The organism is Aeromonas sp. WP2-W18-CRE-05, from assembly GCF_014168615.1.
GTDB classification, from domain to species: Bacteria; Pseudomonadota; Gammaproteobacteria; order Enterobacterales; family Aeromonadaceae; genus Aeromonas; species Aeromonas caviae.
This window is the reverse complement of the sequence record NZ_AP021917.1, coordinates 1,136,468-1,149,734: the sequence shown is the minus strand read 5'-3', so window position 1 is coordinate 1,149,734 and position 13,267 is coordinate 1,136,468. Positions and strand designations below refer to the sequence as shown.

14 protein-coding genes are annotated in these 13,267 nt (G+C 61.4%); 11 read left to right on the top strand and 3 right to left on the bottom strand.

Features of this window, described 5'->3' with window-relative positions; translation table 11 throughout:
• Nucleotides 1–49 precede the first annotated feature (49 nt).
• The 4 genes from H7R73_RS05705 (at nt 50) to H7R73_RS05690 (ending at nt 1,901) form a co-directional block, all read left to right on the top strand.
• Nucleotides 50–346, top strand: a complete 297-nt coding sequence (locus H7R73_RS05705; RefSeq protein WP_039039421.1) for a DUF3301 domain-containing protein — start codon at nt 50–52, stop codon at nt 344–346.
• Nucleotides 347–405: 59 nt separating this feature from the next.
• The gene (locus H7R73_RS05700) at nt 406–642 is read left to right on the top strand and encodes a DUF2789 domain-containing protein (protein ID WP_039039420.1); all 237 of its coding nucleotides are present in this window, start codon (nt 406–408) and stop codon (nt 640–642) included.
• A gap of 158 nt (nt 643–800) precedes the next feature.
• Complete coding sequence (locus tag H7R73_RS05695) at nt 801–1,106, top strand: DNA-binding protein (protein WP_103260651.1); 306 nt, start codon at nt 801–803, stop codon at nt 1,104–1,106.
• Nucleotides 1,107–1,115: 9 nt separating this feature from the next.
• Nucleotides 1,116–1,901 carry a Zn-ribbon-containing protein gene (locus H7R73_RS05690; RefSeq protein WP_103260652.1) on the top strand — a complete coding sequence of 262 codons (786 nt, stop codon included), beginning with the start codon at nt 1,116–1,118 and terminating at the stop codon, nt 1,899–1,901.
• A 73-nt stretch (nt 1,902–1,974) separates the two neighbouring features.
• On the opposite strand, the gene syd is transcribed toward H7R73_RS05690, so the two are convergent.
• Nucleotides 1,975–2,523 (bottom strand): SecY-interacting protein, encoded by a 549-nt coding sequence (gene syd, locus H7R73_RS05685; protein WP_039040699.1) that lies wholly within the window; start codon nt 2,521–2,523, stop codon nt 1,975–1,977.
• 105 nt (nt 2,524–2,628) lie between these two features.
• On the opposite strand from syd, the gene queF reads away from it, so the two are divergent.
• The 7 genes from queF (at nt 2,629) to H7R73_RS05650 (ending at nt 11,699) form a co-directional block, all read left to right on the top strand.
• Nucleotides 2,629–3,477, top strand: coding sequence for an NADPH-dependent 7-cyano-7-deazaguanine reductase QueF (gene queF / locus H7R73_RS05680; RefSeq protein WP_103260653.1), 849 nt, complete (start codon nt 2,629–2,631; stop codon nt 3,475–3,477).
• Nucleotides 3,478–3,593: 116 nt separating this feature from the next.
• Nucleotides 3,594–5,864 (top strand): hypothetical protein, encoded by a 2,271-nt coding sequence (locus H7R73_RS05675; RefSeq protein WP_103260654.1) that lies wholly within the window; start codon nt 3,594–3,596, stop codon nt 5,862–5,864.
• Between the two features lie 85 nt (nt 5,865–5,949).
• The gene (locus tag H7R73_RS05670; RefSeq protein WP_103260655.1) at nt 5,950–7,551 is read left to right on the top strand and encodes a GGDEF domain-containing protein; all 1,602 of its coding nucleotides are present in this window, start codon (nt 5,950–5,952) and stop codon (nt 7,549–7,551) included.
• A gap of 158 nt (nt 7,552–7,709) precedes the next feature.
• Nucleotides 7,710–9,065: a nucleotide 5'-monophosphate nucleosidase PpnN gene (gene ppnN / locus H7R73_RS05665; protein ID WP_010673382.1), complete on the top strand. Its 1,356-nt coding sequence runs from the start codon at nt 7,710–7,712 to the stop codon at nt 9,063–9,065.
• A 122-nt stretch (nt 9,066–9,187) separates the two neighbouring features.
• Nucleotides 9,188–9,985: a flap endonuclease Xni gene (gene xni, locus H7R73_RS05660; RefSeq protein WP_042015872.1), complete on the top strand. Its 798-nt coding sequence runs from the start codon at nt 9,188–9,190 to the stop codon at nt 9,983–9,985.
• A 142-nt stretch (nt 9,986–10,127) separates the two neighbouring features.
• Nucleotides 10,128–11,135 carry an isocitrate dehydrogenase gene (locus H7R73_RS05655; protein WP_103260656.1) on the top strand — a complete coding sequence of 336 codons (1,008 nt, stop codon included), beginning with the start codon at nt 10,128–10,130 and terminating at the stop codon, nt 11,133–11,135.
• A gap of 120 nt (nt 11,136–11,255) precedes the next feature.
• Complete coding sequence (locus H7R73_RS05650) at nt 11,256–11,699, top strand: hypothetical protein (protein ID WP_103260657.1); 444 nt, start codon at nt 11,256–11,258, stop codon at nt 11,697–11,699.
• A gap of 66 nt (nt 11,700–11,765) precedes the next feature.
• On the opposite strand, the gene rlmM is transcribed toward H7R73_RS05650, so the two are convergent.
• On the bottom strand, nt 11,766–12,860 hold the full coding sequence (gene rlmM / locus H7R73_RS05645) for a 23S rRNA (cytidine(2498)-2'-O)-methyltransferase RlmM (RefSeq protein ID WP_041211280.1): 1,095 nt from the start codon (nt 12,858–12,860) through the stop codon (nt 11,766–11,768).
• Nucleotides 12,853–13,239, bottom strand: a complete 387-nt coding sequence (locus H7R73_RS05640) for a DUF423 domain-containing protein (RefSeq protein ID WP_010673377.1) — start codon at nt 13,237–13,239, stop codon at nt 12,853–12,855. Before H7R73_RS05640 ends, rlmM begins: the two co-directional genes overlap by 8 nt.
• Nucleotides 13,240–13,267 lie beyond the last annotated feature (28 nt).

Below are 13,267 nucleotides of genomic sequence, written 5' to 3'. Positions count from 1 at the left end.
TTGCCTGGGGTGAACAGGGCCCCACACACATCACAGAAGGAACCCGCTGATGGGAGAAATGCTTGGGATCTTGCTGCTCGGCCTCGTTGGCTGGGCCTTCTGGCAACAGCGCCGCCAGGCGGAGCTGGCCTGGCAATACATGCGCCGCTACTGCCAGCACCACGACCTGCAACTGCTGTCGCTGGCGCGGACACACCGCGCCCTGGGGCACAAGCCCCTGCGCCTGCTCACCTACTACCAGTTCGAGTTCTCCAGCGACGGAGAGAGCCATTATCAGGGACAGCTCTGCATGCAGGGGCTGCATGTCGCCGGTGTCGAGCTGCCACCCCATCGTCTCCCCTCCTAGATTTGAGAGCACGGGGGCTGGCTATACTCTTCCACAGCCCCCTTCCAAGGAGTACCAACATGGAATTGCTCACCCATGACATGGCCGCCCTGTTTGCCCAGCTGGGGCTGGCCAGTGACGACATCAGCCAGCAGCGTTTTATCCGCGACCATCCCATCGATCGCCATACCCAGTTGCCCGACGCGCCGTTCTGGACGCCTTCCCAGGCAGGCTTTCTGCGCGATGCCCTCAGCCACGACGCCGACTGGGCGGAAGCCATCGACCAGCTGGATGTGATGCTGCGCCAGGGGACCTGATCCCCGCACTCCCGGCGGCCAGCGTTGGGTAGACGCGGAGCCGCCAATCCCCTCCCTCTCGCCACCCACGCCCTTCGCTCCGCTTTCCTGATGGACAGGCTTTGATTAAGCTCTGTGCCACTATCCACCCGCAGCAAGACGGCCGTGCAGGAGCCAAGATGTCAGCCCAAGAGATCATCCAGATAGCCAACGAACTCAGTGCCAGGGGGATCACCCCCTCTACCGCCATGGTCAAGGCCCGCCTCAGCCATCCCGTGCCCATGGCCGAGCTGCTCAAGGTGTTGAGCCAGTGGAAGCAACAACCCCAGCCCGCGTCGACAGCGCCCGCCCCCGCCAGTGCCCCCGAGGCGTCCCCCTTGGCCATGGAAAGCGTCACTCTTCAGCAACTGAGCGAACAGCTCGCCCGGCTGGAGCAGAAGGTCGATCGCCTCACCGACCTGCTGCTCAACCAGAAGCCGGATTGACCCATCGCCATGTATATCCTCGAACTCACCTTTGAGTGCTACCGCGATACGTCCCTCGGGGAGGCCGAACGGGCCATCGTCCACTACCTCGACATGCTGCGCTATCAGGGTCAGATCCTGGGGCGAGAGTTTCCCACCAGCATGCACGAAGGCTATTTCGTCAGCCGGGTGGTCTGCCCGGAGCAGGACAGCCTGCACCCTGACAACCAGAGCGAGCTGGTCGCCCTTGCCGAGCAAGGTCTGCACCAGGCGGGCCTGCTCGCCCCCAAACTCCACCTGCAAGGGGCGGATCTGCTCTCGGACAGCACGGACCCGTGCGCAGAGCAGGGAGAGCGTCCCAGCTGGATGCTGCTCTACACCAGCTTCCTGCACAGTTGCTCTCCCCTGCGCTGTGGCGATCACTTCGCCCCCATCCCGCTCTATCGGCTGCCCGCCGTCGCCAACGGTGACCACAAGCAGATCATCAAGTGGCAGGAAGATTGGGAAGCCTGCGATCAGTTGCAGATGAACGGCTCCATCGCCGAGCACGCCGCCCTGCACGAAATCGGCGAGGTGGGCAGCCGCCTTCATCGCCGAGGCAGCGATCTCGCCAGACGACTGGAGCTCCTGAGCGGCATCCCCACCTTTTACTATCTCTACCGGGTAGGCGGCCTGAGCGCCGCCGAAGAGCGGACTCGCCCCTGCCCTGGCTGTGGTGGCCCATGGGCGCTGGCCGCCCCCCTGCACGAGATCTTCGACTTCAGGTGCGAGCCTTGCAGGCTGGTCTCCAACCTCTCCTGGGACTTCAAAGAGTAGGAGCCTACCGCGCACAATGGCGCATTAAAAAGAGAGGGCCTTGCCAGGTGGCAAGGCCCTCTCTTTTGGGGCATCACTGGGGCAAGGTTTCCAGTCGCGCCAGAAAGGCCGGCAACGAGGGGGCCAGCGTCAGGCGCCGTCCGGTGTCCAGCCACTCCAGCCACACTTGGCCGCTCTCGTTATCGAGGGAGACCAGCGTCATCTCGTTGCGGGTCGTGGCAATGAAGAGTGAAGGGGATCGCTTCAACTTGCGCAGCATCAGCAGGTGGCCAATGAGGTTCTCCTTGAGCAGATCCAGATCGGCGTCGTTCCACGGCAGGATGAGTTCGATGCGCAGCCCCTTGAAAGAGCAGGGCAGAGGGCGGCTGAACCAGTGACCAAACAGGGCGATGGCGCTGGGATGCAGGGTCAGCTCCAGGGCGTTCGCCATGGCCGTGAAGTCGGCTGCCTGCTCCCGCTGGAACGGACGCCAGGCGACCCGCCCCTCCCTGGGTTCATCCAGCTCGCAAGGAGAGCGCCAGTCGGCCTCCCAGTCACACAGGGGCAGCCCCCGCCTTCCTTCGCCATCGCGCTGCCAGCGTAAAAAGAACTGCTCCAGGGCAGACAGGACTTGATCCGACATCGATATTCCCCACAATAGCGGCCTCTGATGGCCGCAAGTACCTGATCGAAAAATCGGGCCATTGCACCATCAAACCCCTTATCAGACAAGCGTGAGCAAACCAGCATGAGCAAACAAGAGAGATACGCCGGCGCCAGTGCGCTGCAAGGCCTGAGCCTGGGGCAGCAGTCCGCCTACATCAGCCAGTACACCCCGAGTCTGCTGCAGCCCGTGCCACGCAGCCTGAACCGCGACGATCTTGGCCTGAGAGGTGAACTGCCCTTCCAGGGGTGCGACGTCTGGACCCTGTATGAACTCTCCTGGCTCAATGCCAAAGGCAAGCCCGTGGTTGCCATCGGGGAGGTCTTTGTGCCGGCCACCAGCCCGAATCTCATCGAGTCCAAGTCGTTCAAGCTTTACCTGAACTCCTTCAACCAGACCCGTTGCGACTCCCTGGAGGCAGTGCAGGCGCTGCTGGCTCAGGACCTGAGTGGCTGCGCTGGTGCCCCGGTGAGCGTCACCCTCTTCACGCTCGACCAGGCCCCCCACCAGATAGCCCAGTTGCCCGGTGAGTGCATCGACAGCCTGGATATCGAGGTGGACAGCTACGAGTTTGACGAGACCCTGCTGCAAGGGGCCGCCGGTCACGAGATCGTGGAGGAGACCCTGCACAGCCACCTGCTCAAGTCCAACTGCCTGGTGACCAGCCAGCCGGACTGGGGATCCGTGGTGATCCACTATCGCGGCCCGCGCCTCGACCGGGAGAAGCTGTTGCGCTACCTCATCTCGTTCCGCCAGCACAACGAGTTCCACGAGCAGTGCATCGAGCGCATCTTTACCGATCTCAAGCACTTCTGCGCCCCGGAACAACTGACCGTCCATGCCCGTTACACCCGCCGCGGCGGCCTGGACATCAACCCCTTCCGCAGCGACTGGGAGCCGGTTCCGGCGAACCTGCGCCTCATTCGCCAGTAATCACCGGCGCCGCCATCCTGCGGGCTGCGGCCCGCTGCGCATCACCTCAGTAAACTCTGGACGGGCGGGGGTGGGCTTGGATAACATGCCTGCACCTCCGTGCCGTTCTTAATCCAATGAATCAACTGTTTTTTCTGGCAATGATGATGTCCTCCCTGTCGGCTCCTGATCTGGATCTGGCCAAGGAGCAGTTGTCCATCGACCTGCAGCAGGCCCAGACCCTGGTGCTGACCGATCCCGCCAGATGTGCCCAGATTGCCACCTCCTTCCTCGAACGCACGGCCAACAATCCCAAGCAGATCATCAGCAACCGTCAGGAGTACGGCTATCGCGAGCCGATGCTGAACTACGGTACCGCCACCCAGACCACGGGCGCCTATCTGCTCAAGGGGGAGTGTCTGCAGCAGCTAGGGCAGTTCGCCCAGGCACAGGAGTCCTTCGAGCAGGGCATCGCCATGGCCGAGAAAGAGCAGCAGTTCGAGCTGCAGGCCCATGGGCTCTATCTGCTGGTTAGAAGCCGCAACCTGCAACAGCATACCCATGGCGCCGCGGCCCCCCTGCTCGACAAACTCGACAAACTGCTGGCCAATCCCGACCTCAAGGAGAGCCAGTTGCAGGTCTACAGCCGCTTGCTGCGCGTCAACGCCAGCATAGAGGAGCGGCAATTCGATCTCGCCAAACAGCAGCTGGCCGAGACCCGCAAATGGGCGGATCACGCCAAACAGCCTCTGGCCAGGGCCTGGACCAGCGCCGTGGGCGGGGATCTCTATCAGGCTCTGGGTCAGCCCCAGCTTGCACTGGGGGAGTACATCGAAGCACAACAGCAAGCCAAGCCCCTGCAGGATCCCCTCTTCCTCGGCCTGCTCTCGAACCAGATGGTCAGCCTCTATCAGGAAGAGCAGGAGCCACAAAAAGCGCTGCAATACGCCAGCGAGGCGGCCAACTATTTTCATGCTCTCGGCAATCCTTCCATGCTGAGCGACGCCCTGATCGTGCTCGCCCGCCTCAACCGGGATCAGGGCGAGATGAACATGGCGCTGGTCTATTTCTTCAATGCCCTCGACCTGCTGGACGAGAGCAGCCACCGTACCCGCATCGCCCATCTCAAGTTCGAGATAGGCAAGACCTACCTGCAGACCGGCAACCTCAACCTGGCGCGAAACTACCTGAACGCCGCACGCCAGTCCCATGAGCTGGGGGATGACAAGGAGTCGCTCATCGACACCCTGCTGTTGCTGGGAGAGCTGCACCTCAAGCAGCAGGAGGCGGGCATCGCCATCCTGCAGTTGGAGAACGCCCTCACCCTGGCCAACCGGATTGGGGACATCCGGCGCCAATTCGAGATCTTCCGCCTGCTCTCCGTCGCCTATGAGCAGAAGGGTTACCTCCAGCAGGCCCTGGAGAGCTACAAGAATTACCACCAGCGCAGCGAACTGGTTCGCCAGCAACAGCTGGCGCTGGAGCAGGAGGCGGTGCGCGACAACTACGCCCAGGTGGAGCGGGTGCAACAGGTCAAGGAGCTGGAGCAGCAACTCGACGTCAGCCAGCACCAGCAGGAGCGATACCTCTGGACCAGCGTCAGCACCGGGCTGCTGCTGGCACTCTTCATCTATCTGTTCTTCACCCTCTGGCTGAAACTGCGGGTCGCGCGCCTTCATGCCAAACAGCTGGGAGAAGCCCTGCTGGTAGAGCCGCGCAGCGGCCTGGCCAACTGGCAGCGACTGATGAGTCGCTGGCCGCGGGAGATGGCCAAGCGCCAGCAAAAATCCGAGCGCTGGTACCTGAGCGAACGCCCCACCAGCGAATTTGACGACAAGCTGCACTACCTGCTGTTCCGGGTTCCCTTCCTGATCAACAGCCTGGAGCAGCACGGCTATCAGGTCAGCCGCGAGATAGAGCAGGCCTTCGGCCGTTACGTCAACGAACTGACTCCGCAGGATGGCCGCATCTACGACCTGCGCGAAGGTCACCTGCTCTATGTGGTGCCCCAGCGCCACGTGGCCCAGTTGCATCAGCTGGCCCAGACCCTGCTCGACACCCTGGCAGCCTTCCCCTGCGAGCACCCGCTGGACAGGCGCATCAGCCTCGGCATCGTCAGTCATCCCTTCCTGCCCAAGGCGGCCATGGCCCTCGATCACCACGGCCTGTTCGATCTCTGCTACCTGGCCCTCTCGGGAGCCATTCAGCTCAGCGAAAAATGCCAGCAGAGCGTCTGGCTTGAGCTGGCTGCCATCGATTGCCAGCAGGCCGCATTTTTTAACGGAGATGTGTGGCAATGCTGCTTGATGGCAATTGACAAGGGACTGGTAAAAGTAAATTCTTCTCATGAAAAGCAATGGGTTAACTGGCTTGCGCTTTCACGGACGAAGGTTGCGGACAATCCGTGACAAAAAGGTACTCAACGGGGTCTTTGATTGGCTTTCTGTTGCTGGACGAAACAAAAACGATAATGACAACAGGGCGACCTGAAGAATGAATGATATGGCTGCCGTAACAGGACAACTGGCAAGACTCAGGGAATCCCTCCAGCAGAAACAGCAGGAGCTTGACGGCATGGCAAGCTTCTCCGATGCCGAACGCACCCGCAGTATCCAGTTCATCGGCAAGTTGATGCAAGCCTGTCGCGGCCACGATCGCGAGCTCGACAACCGGCTCGCCAAGCTCAAGCAGAAACTTGAAGGCAACCCTCCTCTTACCTCCATCGATGCCGATCTGATCGCCATCGAGAAGCTGTTGCAGCAGCACAGCCACACCATGGAAGAGTCCATCAGCCTGACCCGGGCAGCCATCGATCTCGGCAGCAAACAGCTCAAAACCATCAAGGGGTTTCCGGAAGATACCCGCCGCGCCCTCAAGGAGTTTCTCGCCAGCCCGGAGAGTTACGGCATCGGCGATCACCAGAAGAAGGTGATCCGGCTGCTGGAGTTCTACCAGCAGGCGATCAAGATCCAGCTGCTGCCGCGCAAGCCGCTGATCCCCCCTTCGGCGGAGATCCCCACCGAGCTTTCCAGCCCGGCCCCTACCGACTCCTTTGACATCAAGGCACATGCCCAGATTTCAGACGAGTTGCAGCGTCTCATCACCGAGCTCGACTTTGCCGGCGCCGTGGGCGAGAGCCTCGCAGACATCCGCCGCCAGTTGCTCGGGGGCATCACCCCTGCCCTGCTGGCCGAAGTCTGCCTGCAGATCATCGAACTCATCATCGAGGGTACCCGGGAAGAGCGCAAAGCCTCCCAGGCGTTTCTCAGCACCCTGAATGAGAGTCTCTCCTCGGTCCATTACAGCTTTACCGAATCCCTGGATGAAGGGCGGGCGCTGCAAAATGCCACCCATCTCAGCGGACAGGCGCTGGAGCGGGAACTCGCCGCCATCGATCGCGCCATGGCAGCCCATGACTCGCCACAAATACTCAGAGGCGCCATTTCTGGGCATCTGGACACCATCCGCCGGCTGCAGCAGGAGCGGGAGGAGATGGCCAACCGCGAGCGCCACCTGCTCACCCACCTCTCCAACATGGAAGCCAAGCTCAGGTTGATGAAGGACGAGACCGCCGAGTACAAGAAGCGGCTCACCATCCAGAAACACAAGCTCTTCCTCGACAGCCTGACCCAGGTACACAACCGGGCGGCCCTGGACGAGCGGCTCGAGCTCGAATACAAACGCTGGCTACGCTATGGCACCCCCCTGTGCCTGGCCATCATCGACATCGACCACTTCAAGCACATCAATGACAACTACGGCCACATGGCCGGCGACAAGGCATTGAAGGTAGTTGCCAAGGCCCTGCAGAACGCCTTGCGCGACACCGACTTCATCGCCCGCTTTGGCGGTGAGGAGTTCGTGGTCCTGCTGCCAAACATCAATCCGGACAAGTACCAGAAGCCGCTGGAGAACCTGCGTCAGACCATCAAGAGCATCCCGTTCCGCTTTCGCGATGCCAGGGTCGAGATCACCATCTCCATCGGTGCCACCCTGTTTCGGACCGGCGACCATACCACGGATGCGTTCGAGCGTGCCGACAAGGCGCTCTACAGTTCCAAGCACTCCGGCCGGGATCAGGTCAATCTCGCCTGAATCCGCTTTGAGGGGCGGCTAAAAAAGCGGCAAACGCACAGTCCCCCTATTCCCCTGCCCACCCCCTTGCCTCTACTATCGAACCCGAGGGATGCCAAAGCATCCCGTTTTCTCCCCAGGGAAAGCACAACGATAACAAGCGAGTGAAAGGGGAAATTATGATTACACACATCAATCCCGTGGGCAGCATGGACCTGCTGTCCCAGCTCGAGGTGGATCGCCTCAAGCAGACGGCCTCCAGCGATATCTATCAACTGTTTCGCAACTGCTCGCTGGCGGTCCTCAACTCCGGCAGCCATACCGACAGTTCCAAAGAGATACTGGAACGTTTCAAATCCTTCGATATTCACGTGATCCGGCGCGAGCGCGGGGTCAAGCTCGAGCTGTTCAACGCCCCCGAGCACGCCTTCGTCGACGGCGAGATCATCCGCGGCATCCAGGAGCACCTGTTCTCCGTGCTGCGGGACATTCTCTATGTGTCGACCCAGCTCGAGTCCAATCGTCTGGTCAACCTGACCAGCTCCACCCATATCTCCAACGTGGTGTTCGCCATCCTGCGCAACGCCAAGGCGATCCTGCCCGGCGCCGATCCCAACCTGGTGGTCTGCTGGGGCGGCCACTCCATCAACGAAGTGGAATACCAGTACACCCGGGCAGTGGGTAGCGAGCTGGGTCTGCGCGAGCTCAACATCTGTACCGGTTGCGGTCCGGGTGCCATGGAGGGCCCCATGAAAGGGGCCGCCGTCGGCCACGCCAAGCAGCGGGTGCGCAACGGCCGTTACATCGGTCTCACCGAGCCTTCCATCATCGCCGCCGAACCGCCGAACCCCATCGTCAACGAGCTGGTGATCCTGCCGGACATCGAGAAGCGGCTGGAAGCCTTCGTGCGTCTGGGTCACGGCATCATCATCTTCCCGGGCGGGGTCGGAACTGCCGAGGAGCTGCTCTACCTGCTCGGCATCATGATGCACCCGGCCAACGATCGCCAACCCATCCCCATCGTGCTGACCGGCCCGAAAGAGAGCGCCGACTACTTCCGCGCCATCGACGACTTCGTCAAGGCGACCCTGGGGGAAGCCGCCACCAGTCTCTACCGGATCATCATCGGCGATGCGCCCGAGGTGGCCCGCGTGATGAAGGAGGCGATGCCGAAGATCCGCGAATACCGCAAGTCGGTGGGAGATGCCTACTCCTTTAACTGGTCCCTGCGGATCGAGCCCGAGTTCCAGCTGCCGTTCGAGCCGGATCACGCCAGCATGGCCAGCCTGGATCTGCATCGCAACCAGCCGCCCCAGCTGCTGGCAGCCAACCTGCGCCGCGCCTTCTCAGGCATCGTCGCAGGCAACGTCAAGGAAGGGGGCATCAGGGCCATCGAGAAGAAGGGTCCCTTCAAGCTGCACGGCGACAAGGAGCTGATGCACCTGATGGACAGGTTGCTGGAGAGCTTCGTCAAGCAGCAGCGCATGAAGCTGCCGGGCAGCCAGTACGTTCCCTGCTACGAGATAGTCAAATAGCCGGGACACCACAATGCACCGGAGGGGCCCATGGGCCCCTCTTTCATTGACTGGTCTTCTACGGGGTTAGCAGGAGACGCCACCATTGTTACAATGGCACTCCCCGACGCCCGGAGTGCCCCATGCCACACCTGCTCATCATCGATGCCCTCAACCTCATCCGCCGACTGCACGCGGTGCAGAGCCAGCAGGGACTGACCCCGGCCCAGGCCCTGCTCGCCACCCGTGCCAACCTCATCAACACCTGCAAGAAGCTCCTGGCGGCCAGCGAGCCGACCCACGCCATCGCGGTCTTTGACGGTGAGGTCCACAGCTGGCGCAAGACGCTCTATCCCCCCTACAAGGAGGGCCGCACCCCCATGCCGGATGAGCTGAGAGAAGGGCTTGCCGACCTGCAGGACGCCTTCTGGGAGTGCGGTGTGGATGCCCTGCTCTCCCAGACCGACGAGGCGGACGATCTCATCGCCACCCTGGCAAGCGGCATTGCCCAGCACGGCGCCAGCGCCACCATCATCTCCACCGACAAGGGGTTCTGCCAGCTCATCTGCCCGCAGATCCGGGTGCGGGATTACTTCAACAAACGCTGGCTGGATGCCGCCTTCGTCCAGCAGCAGTACGGCGTTACACCGACCCAGCTTGTGGACTTCTGGGCCCTGACCGGTATCGGCGGCTCCAACATCAAGGGGGTGCCCGGCATTGGCCCCAAGACCGCCACCCAGTTGCTGCAGCAATACGGGGACCTGGCTGCCATGCTGGAGGCCTGTGAGCGGGAGGAGGCCACCAGACCCCTGCTCAAGCTGCGCCAGCACCGGGAAGAGGCCCTGCTGGCCCAACGCCTGGTCCGGCTGCAGCACGATATCCCGCTCGGGTTCAACCTGCGGGAGATCCGCTACCCTCCCGTCCCTGATGCCGGGGCGTGATCCCCAGCACACCATTTCCCAAGACAGGCCGTACCTGTTGACATAAATGGGTAAAATGTAAAGAAACATGGAGGATGTGGTGCAAAAATGGTATAAAGCCGACAAATCCTCCCCCTCTGTTCCCTAGAAGTGGATACGCCTCATGTCAAAAAGAAAGATTACCGTCATCCCGGGCGACGGCATCGGCCCCAGCATCATCGAATCCGCCATCCAGATCCTGACCCACGCGGGTTGTGACTTCGACTACGAATACGCAGACGCCGGTCTGGTAGCCCTGGAAAAACATGGCGAGCTGCTGCCCCAGGCCACCCTCGATCTGATCGAGAAGAACAAGGTCAGCCTGAAAGGCCCGCTCACCACTCCGGTCGGCGGCGGCTTCACCTCCATCAACGTCTCCCTGCGCAAGAAGTTCAATCTCTACGCCAACGTGCGCCCCGTCCTCTCCTTCAAGGGCACCAAGAGCCGTTACGACAACATCGACATCATCACGGTGCGCGAGAACACCGAAGGCATGTACTCCGGTGTCGGCCAGAAGCGCAGCGATGACAACCAGAGCGCCGAGGCGATGAGCATCATCACCCGGGAAGGGGCCGAGCGCATCGTCACCTTCGCCTTCGAGCTGGCGCGCCAGGAAGGACGCAAGAAGGTCACCATCATCCACAAGGCCAACATCCTCAAGTCCACCTCCGGCCTGTTCCTGGAAGTGGCCCGTCAGGTCGCGGCCCGCTACCCGGACATCCAGAACGAGGAGATGATCGTCGACGCCGCCTGCATGAACCTGGTGATGTACCCGGAGCGCTTCGATGTGATGGTCACCACCAACCTGTTCGGCGACATTCTCTCGGATCTCTGTGCCGGTCTGGTGGGGGGGCTGGGCATGGCGCCGGGCGCCAACATCGGTGAAGGGGCCGCCATCTTCGAAGCGGTGCACGGCTCTGCGCCGGACATCGCCGGCAAGAACATCGCCAACCCCACCTCGGTGATCCTCGCCTCCATCCAGATGCTGGAATATCTCGGCATGCAGGACAAGGCGGAGCGCATTCGCGAGGCCGTGCGGGCGACCATCGAGTCCGGTGATCGGGTGACCCGTGACCTGGGGGGCACAGCGTCTACCAGCGAATTCACCCAGGCCATCATCGACCGTCTATAAATAGAGTCCAACCATATGATTTTAAAAGGGAGCTTCGGCTCCCTTTGTTTTATGCCAACGCCTCCCTACCTCCCTCGCCAGATGAATACTATGTTGATATGAGGGATAAGGAGATCCACCATGCGTGCTACTTTCATCTTGCTGATTGTCAGCAGCAGTGCCCCGGCATTAGACAGGCCAGTCGACAATGCCTGGTTGACGCCGCCTCCCCAGCACGAGGCGCCAGCCAAGCAAACCTGGCAATCCACCCTGGATACCAACGATCTGCTCAAACAGCCCAAGCCGCTCTCTCTGGGGGTGGATATCACCACCGACAGCAACGGCAATCGGCAGGTCACCCCCTATCAGAAGCTGAACCTCACGGCAGAGAAGAGCGTCAGCCTCTCCTTCGAAAAGCAAAAGCCCAGGATCAAGTTCAACGCTGGCGGCATCAACACCTCGGTCAAGCTTCGCGGGGATGGCGTCAAGATGCAGTTCAACCCCAGTGACAAGACCATTCCCCTGCAAATTGAGCTGAAGATCACCGACGACGAGTCCATGATGCGTCTGGACTACCGATTCTGATGACCCAGACACAAAAAAACCGGACGTCGCCGTCCGGTTTTTTCATGCCCTGTTCCCGATGCTGCTTCAGGACTTGGGTGCCAGCTTGGAGACCCAGAACTTGTTGTAGACGTGCACCGTGATCTCTTCGCGATCGTGATAGAGCTGTTTGGCCTGAATGATGAAGCCGCTGTCGATCTCGGCCAGCAGTCCGCGCAGCACCTCGATGTTGTGCACCGCCTCGGCGTAGCGCTTCTTCATCGGCAGCTTGAGGTTGAACATGGCTTCCTGACAGTCGTTCTCCCTGAACCAGTCGGCCACCATGTGGGTCACTCGCGCCGGTTTGTCCACCATGTCGCACACCAGCCAGTAGGTATTCTTCTTGCTCGGCCGCCACACGAAACCATCGTCACGGATGTGCTTCACCTGGCCTGTGTCCATCAGGGATTGGGCCATCATGCCGTTGTCCACCGCCGTCACCATCATGCCGCGACGCACCAGCTGATAGGTCCAGCCACCCGGGCAGGCGCCAAGATCCACGGCCTTCAGGCCGGAGCACAGGCGCAAGTCCCACTCTTCCTTCGGCACGAAGACGTAGAAGGCCTCTTCCAGCTTGAGGCTGGAGCGGCTCGGGGCATCGGCCGGGAATCGCAGGCGCGGGATCCCCATGTGGAAGGCAGAGTTGTTGAAGGAGTAGGAGTACCCCAGCATCAGGTGGTCATTGGCCAGGAAGAAGGCGTGGAACACGGGACGGTTCGGGGTCTCCTTCTTGGTCAGGATCTCGTTGCTGCGCAGCGCCTGGCGAAGCGGCACGGTGAACTTGCGGCAGAAGGCGGAGAGCTCCTTCGCTTCGTTGGTGTCGGCCGTCTCCACCCGCAGATCCCCGCAGATGGCGTAGCCACTCGCCGCCTCCAGGATGGGAGAGACCCGATCGCTTATTTCCAGATCTTTCAGCTCGTGGGTTACCACCAGCATCTGGCGAATGAAGATGAGCTCGCGGAACGGCAGCTTGCGCGCCAGCAGATCGGCCTGCTCCTCGTCATACAACTCGAAGATCACATAGCCGCTGTCGTCCTTGACCCGGGCAAAGCCGTAGCACTGCATGTTGCCGGCACGCTCGGTGATCTCTGCCGCCGCCTCTTTCTCAAAACCCGGGCGGCAATAAAGCAGCAGATTATTCATTCTTTCCTCCAAGACGACAGCCGGCCCACATCAGAGCCGCCCATCCCAACATAAAACAGAGGCCACCGGCCGGGGTGATGAGCCCCAGCCCCTTGCTGCCAAGCAGCACCATGGCGTAAATACTGCCGGAGAATCCCAGGATCCCCAGCACAAAGACGGCGCCCGCGAAGGTGATCACCTTGCCGCGCACGCCGCACAACCCCAGTACCAGCAGGGCCAGGGCGTGGAAAAACTGGTATTGCACGGCGGTGTTGAACGCCGCCAGCAACGAAGGAGCGATGCCGGTCGCCGCCAGCCCGTGAGCGCCGTAGGCCCCGAGCATGGTGGCCGTCAGGCCGAAGAAGCCCGCCAGCACCAGCCAATGTCGTTGGATCTGCATCTTCTCTCCTTGCACGCTTCTTCTCTCG

What these genes read in the sequence shown, in the direction of transcription:
- H7R73_RS05705 (WP_039039421.1), top strand. Translation starts at nt 50, where the DNA reads ATGGGAGAAATGCTTGGGATCTTGCTGCTCGGCCTCGTTGGCTGGGCC.
- H7R73_RS05700 (WP_039039420.1), top strand. Translation starts at nt 406, where the DNA reads ATGGAATTGCTCACCCATGACATGGCCGCCCTGTTTGCCCAGCTGGGG.
- H7R73_RS05695 (WP_103260651.1), top strand. Translation starts at nt 801, where the DNA reads ATGTCAGCCCAAGAGATCATCCAGATAGCCAACGAACTCAGTGCCAGG.
- H7R73_RS05690 (WP_103260652.1), top strand. Translation starts at nt 1,116, where the DNA reads ATGTATATCCTCGAACTCACCTTTGAGTGCTACCGCGATACGTCCCTC.
- syd (WP_039040699.1), bottom strand. Translation starts at nt 2,523, where the DNA reads ATGTCGGATCAAGTCCTGTCTGCCCTGGAGCAGTTCTTTTTACGCTGG.
- queF (WP_103260653.1), top strand. Translation starts at nt 2,629, where the DNA reads ATGAGCAAACAAGAGAGATACGCCGGCGCCAGTGCGCTGCAAGGCCTG.
- H7R73_RS05675 (WP_103260654.1), top strand. Translation starts at nt 3,594, where the DNA reads ATGAATCAACTGTTTTTTCTGGCAATGATGATGTCCTCCCTGTCGGCT.
- H7R73_RS05670 (WP_103260655.1), top strand. Translation starts at nt 5,950, where the DNA reads ATGAATGATATGGCTGCCGTAACAGGACAACTGGCAAGACTCAGGGAA.
- ppnN (WP_010673382.1), top strand. Translation starts at nt 7,710, where the DNA reads ATGATTACACACATCAATCCCGTGGGCAGCATGGACCTGCTGTCCCAG.
- xni (WP_042015872.1), top strand. Translation starts at nt 9,188, where the DNA reads ATGCCACACCTGCTCATCATCGATGCCCTCAACCTCATCCGCCGACTG.
- H7R73_RS05655 (WP_103260656.1), top strand. Translation starts at nt 10,128, where the DNA reads ATGTCAAAAAGAAAGATTACCGTCATCCCGGGCGACGGCATCGGCCCC.
- H7R73_RS05650 (WP_103260657.1), top strand. Translation starts at nt 11,256, where the DNA reads ATGCGTGCTACTTTCATCTTGCTGATTGTCAGCAGCAGTGCCCCGGCA.
- rlmM (WP_041211280.1), bottom strand. Translation starts at nt 12,860, where the DNA reads ATGAATAATCTGCTGCTTTATTGCCGCCCGGGTTTTGAGAAAGAGGCG.
- H7R73_RS05640 (WP_010673377.1), bottom strand. Translation starts at nt 13,239, where the DNA reads ATGCAGATCCAACGACATTGGCTGGTGCTGGCGGGCTTCTTCGGCCTG.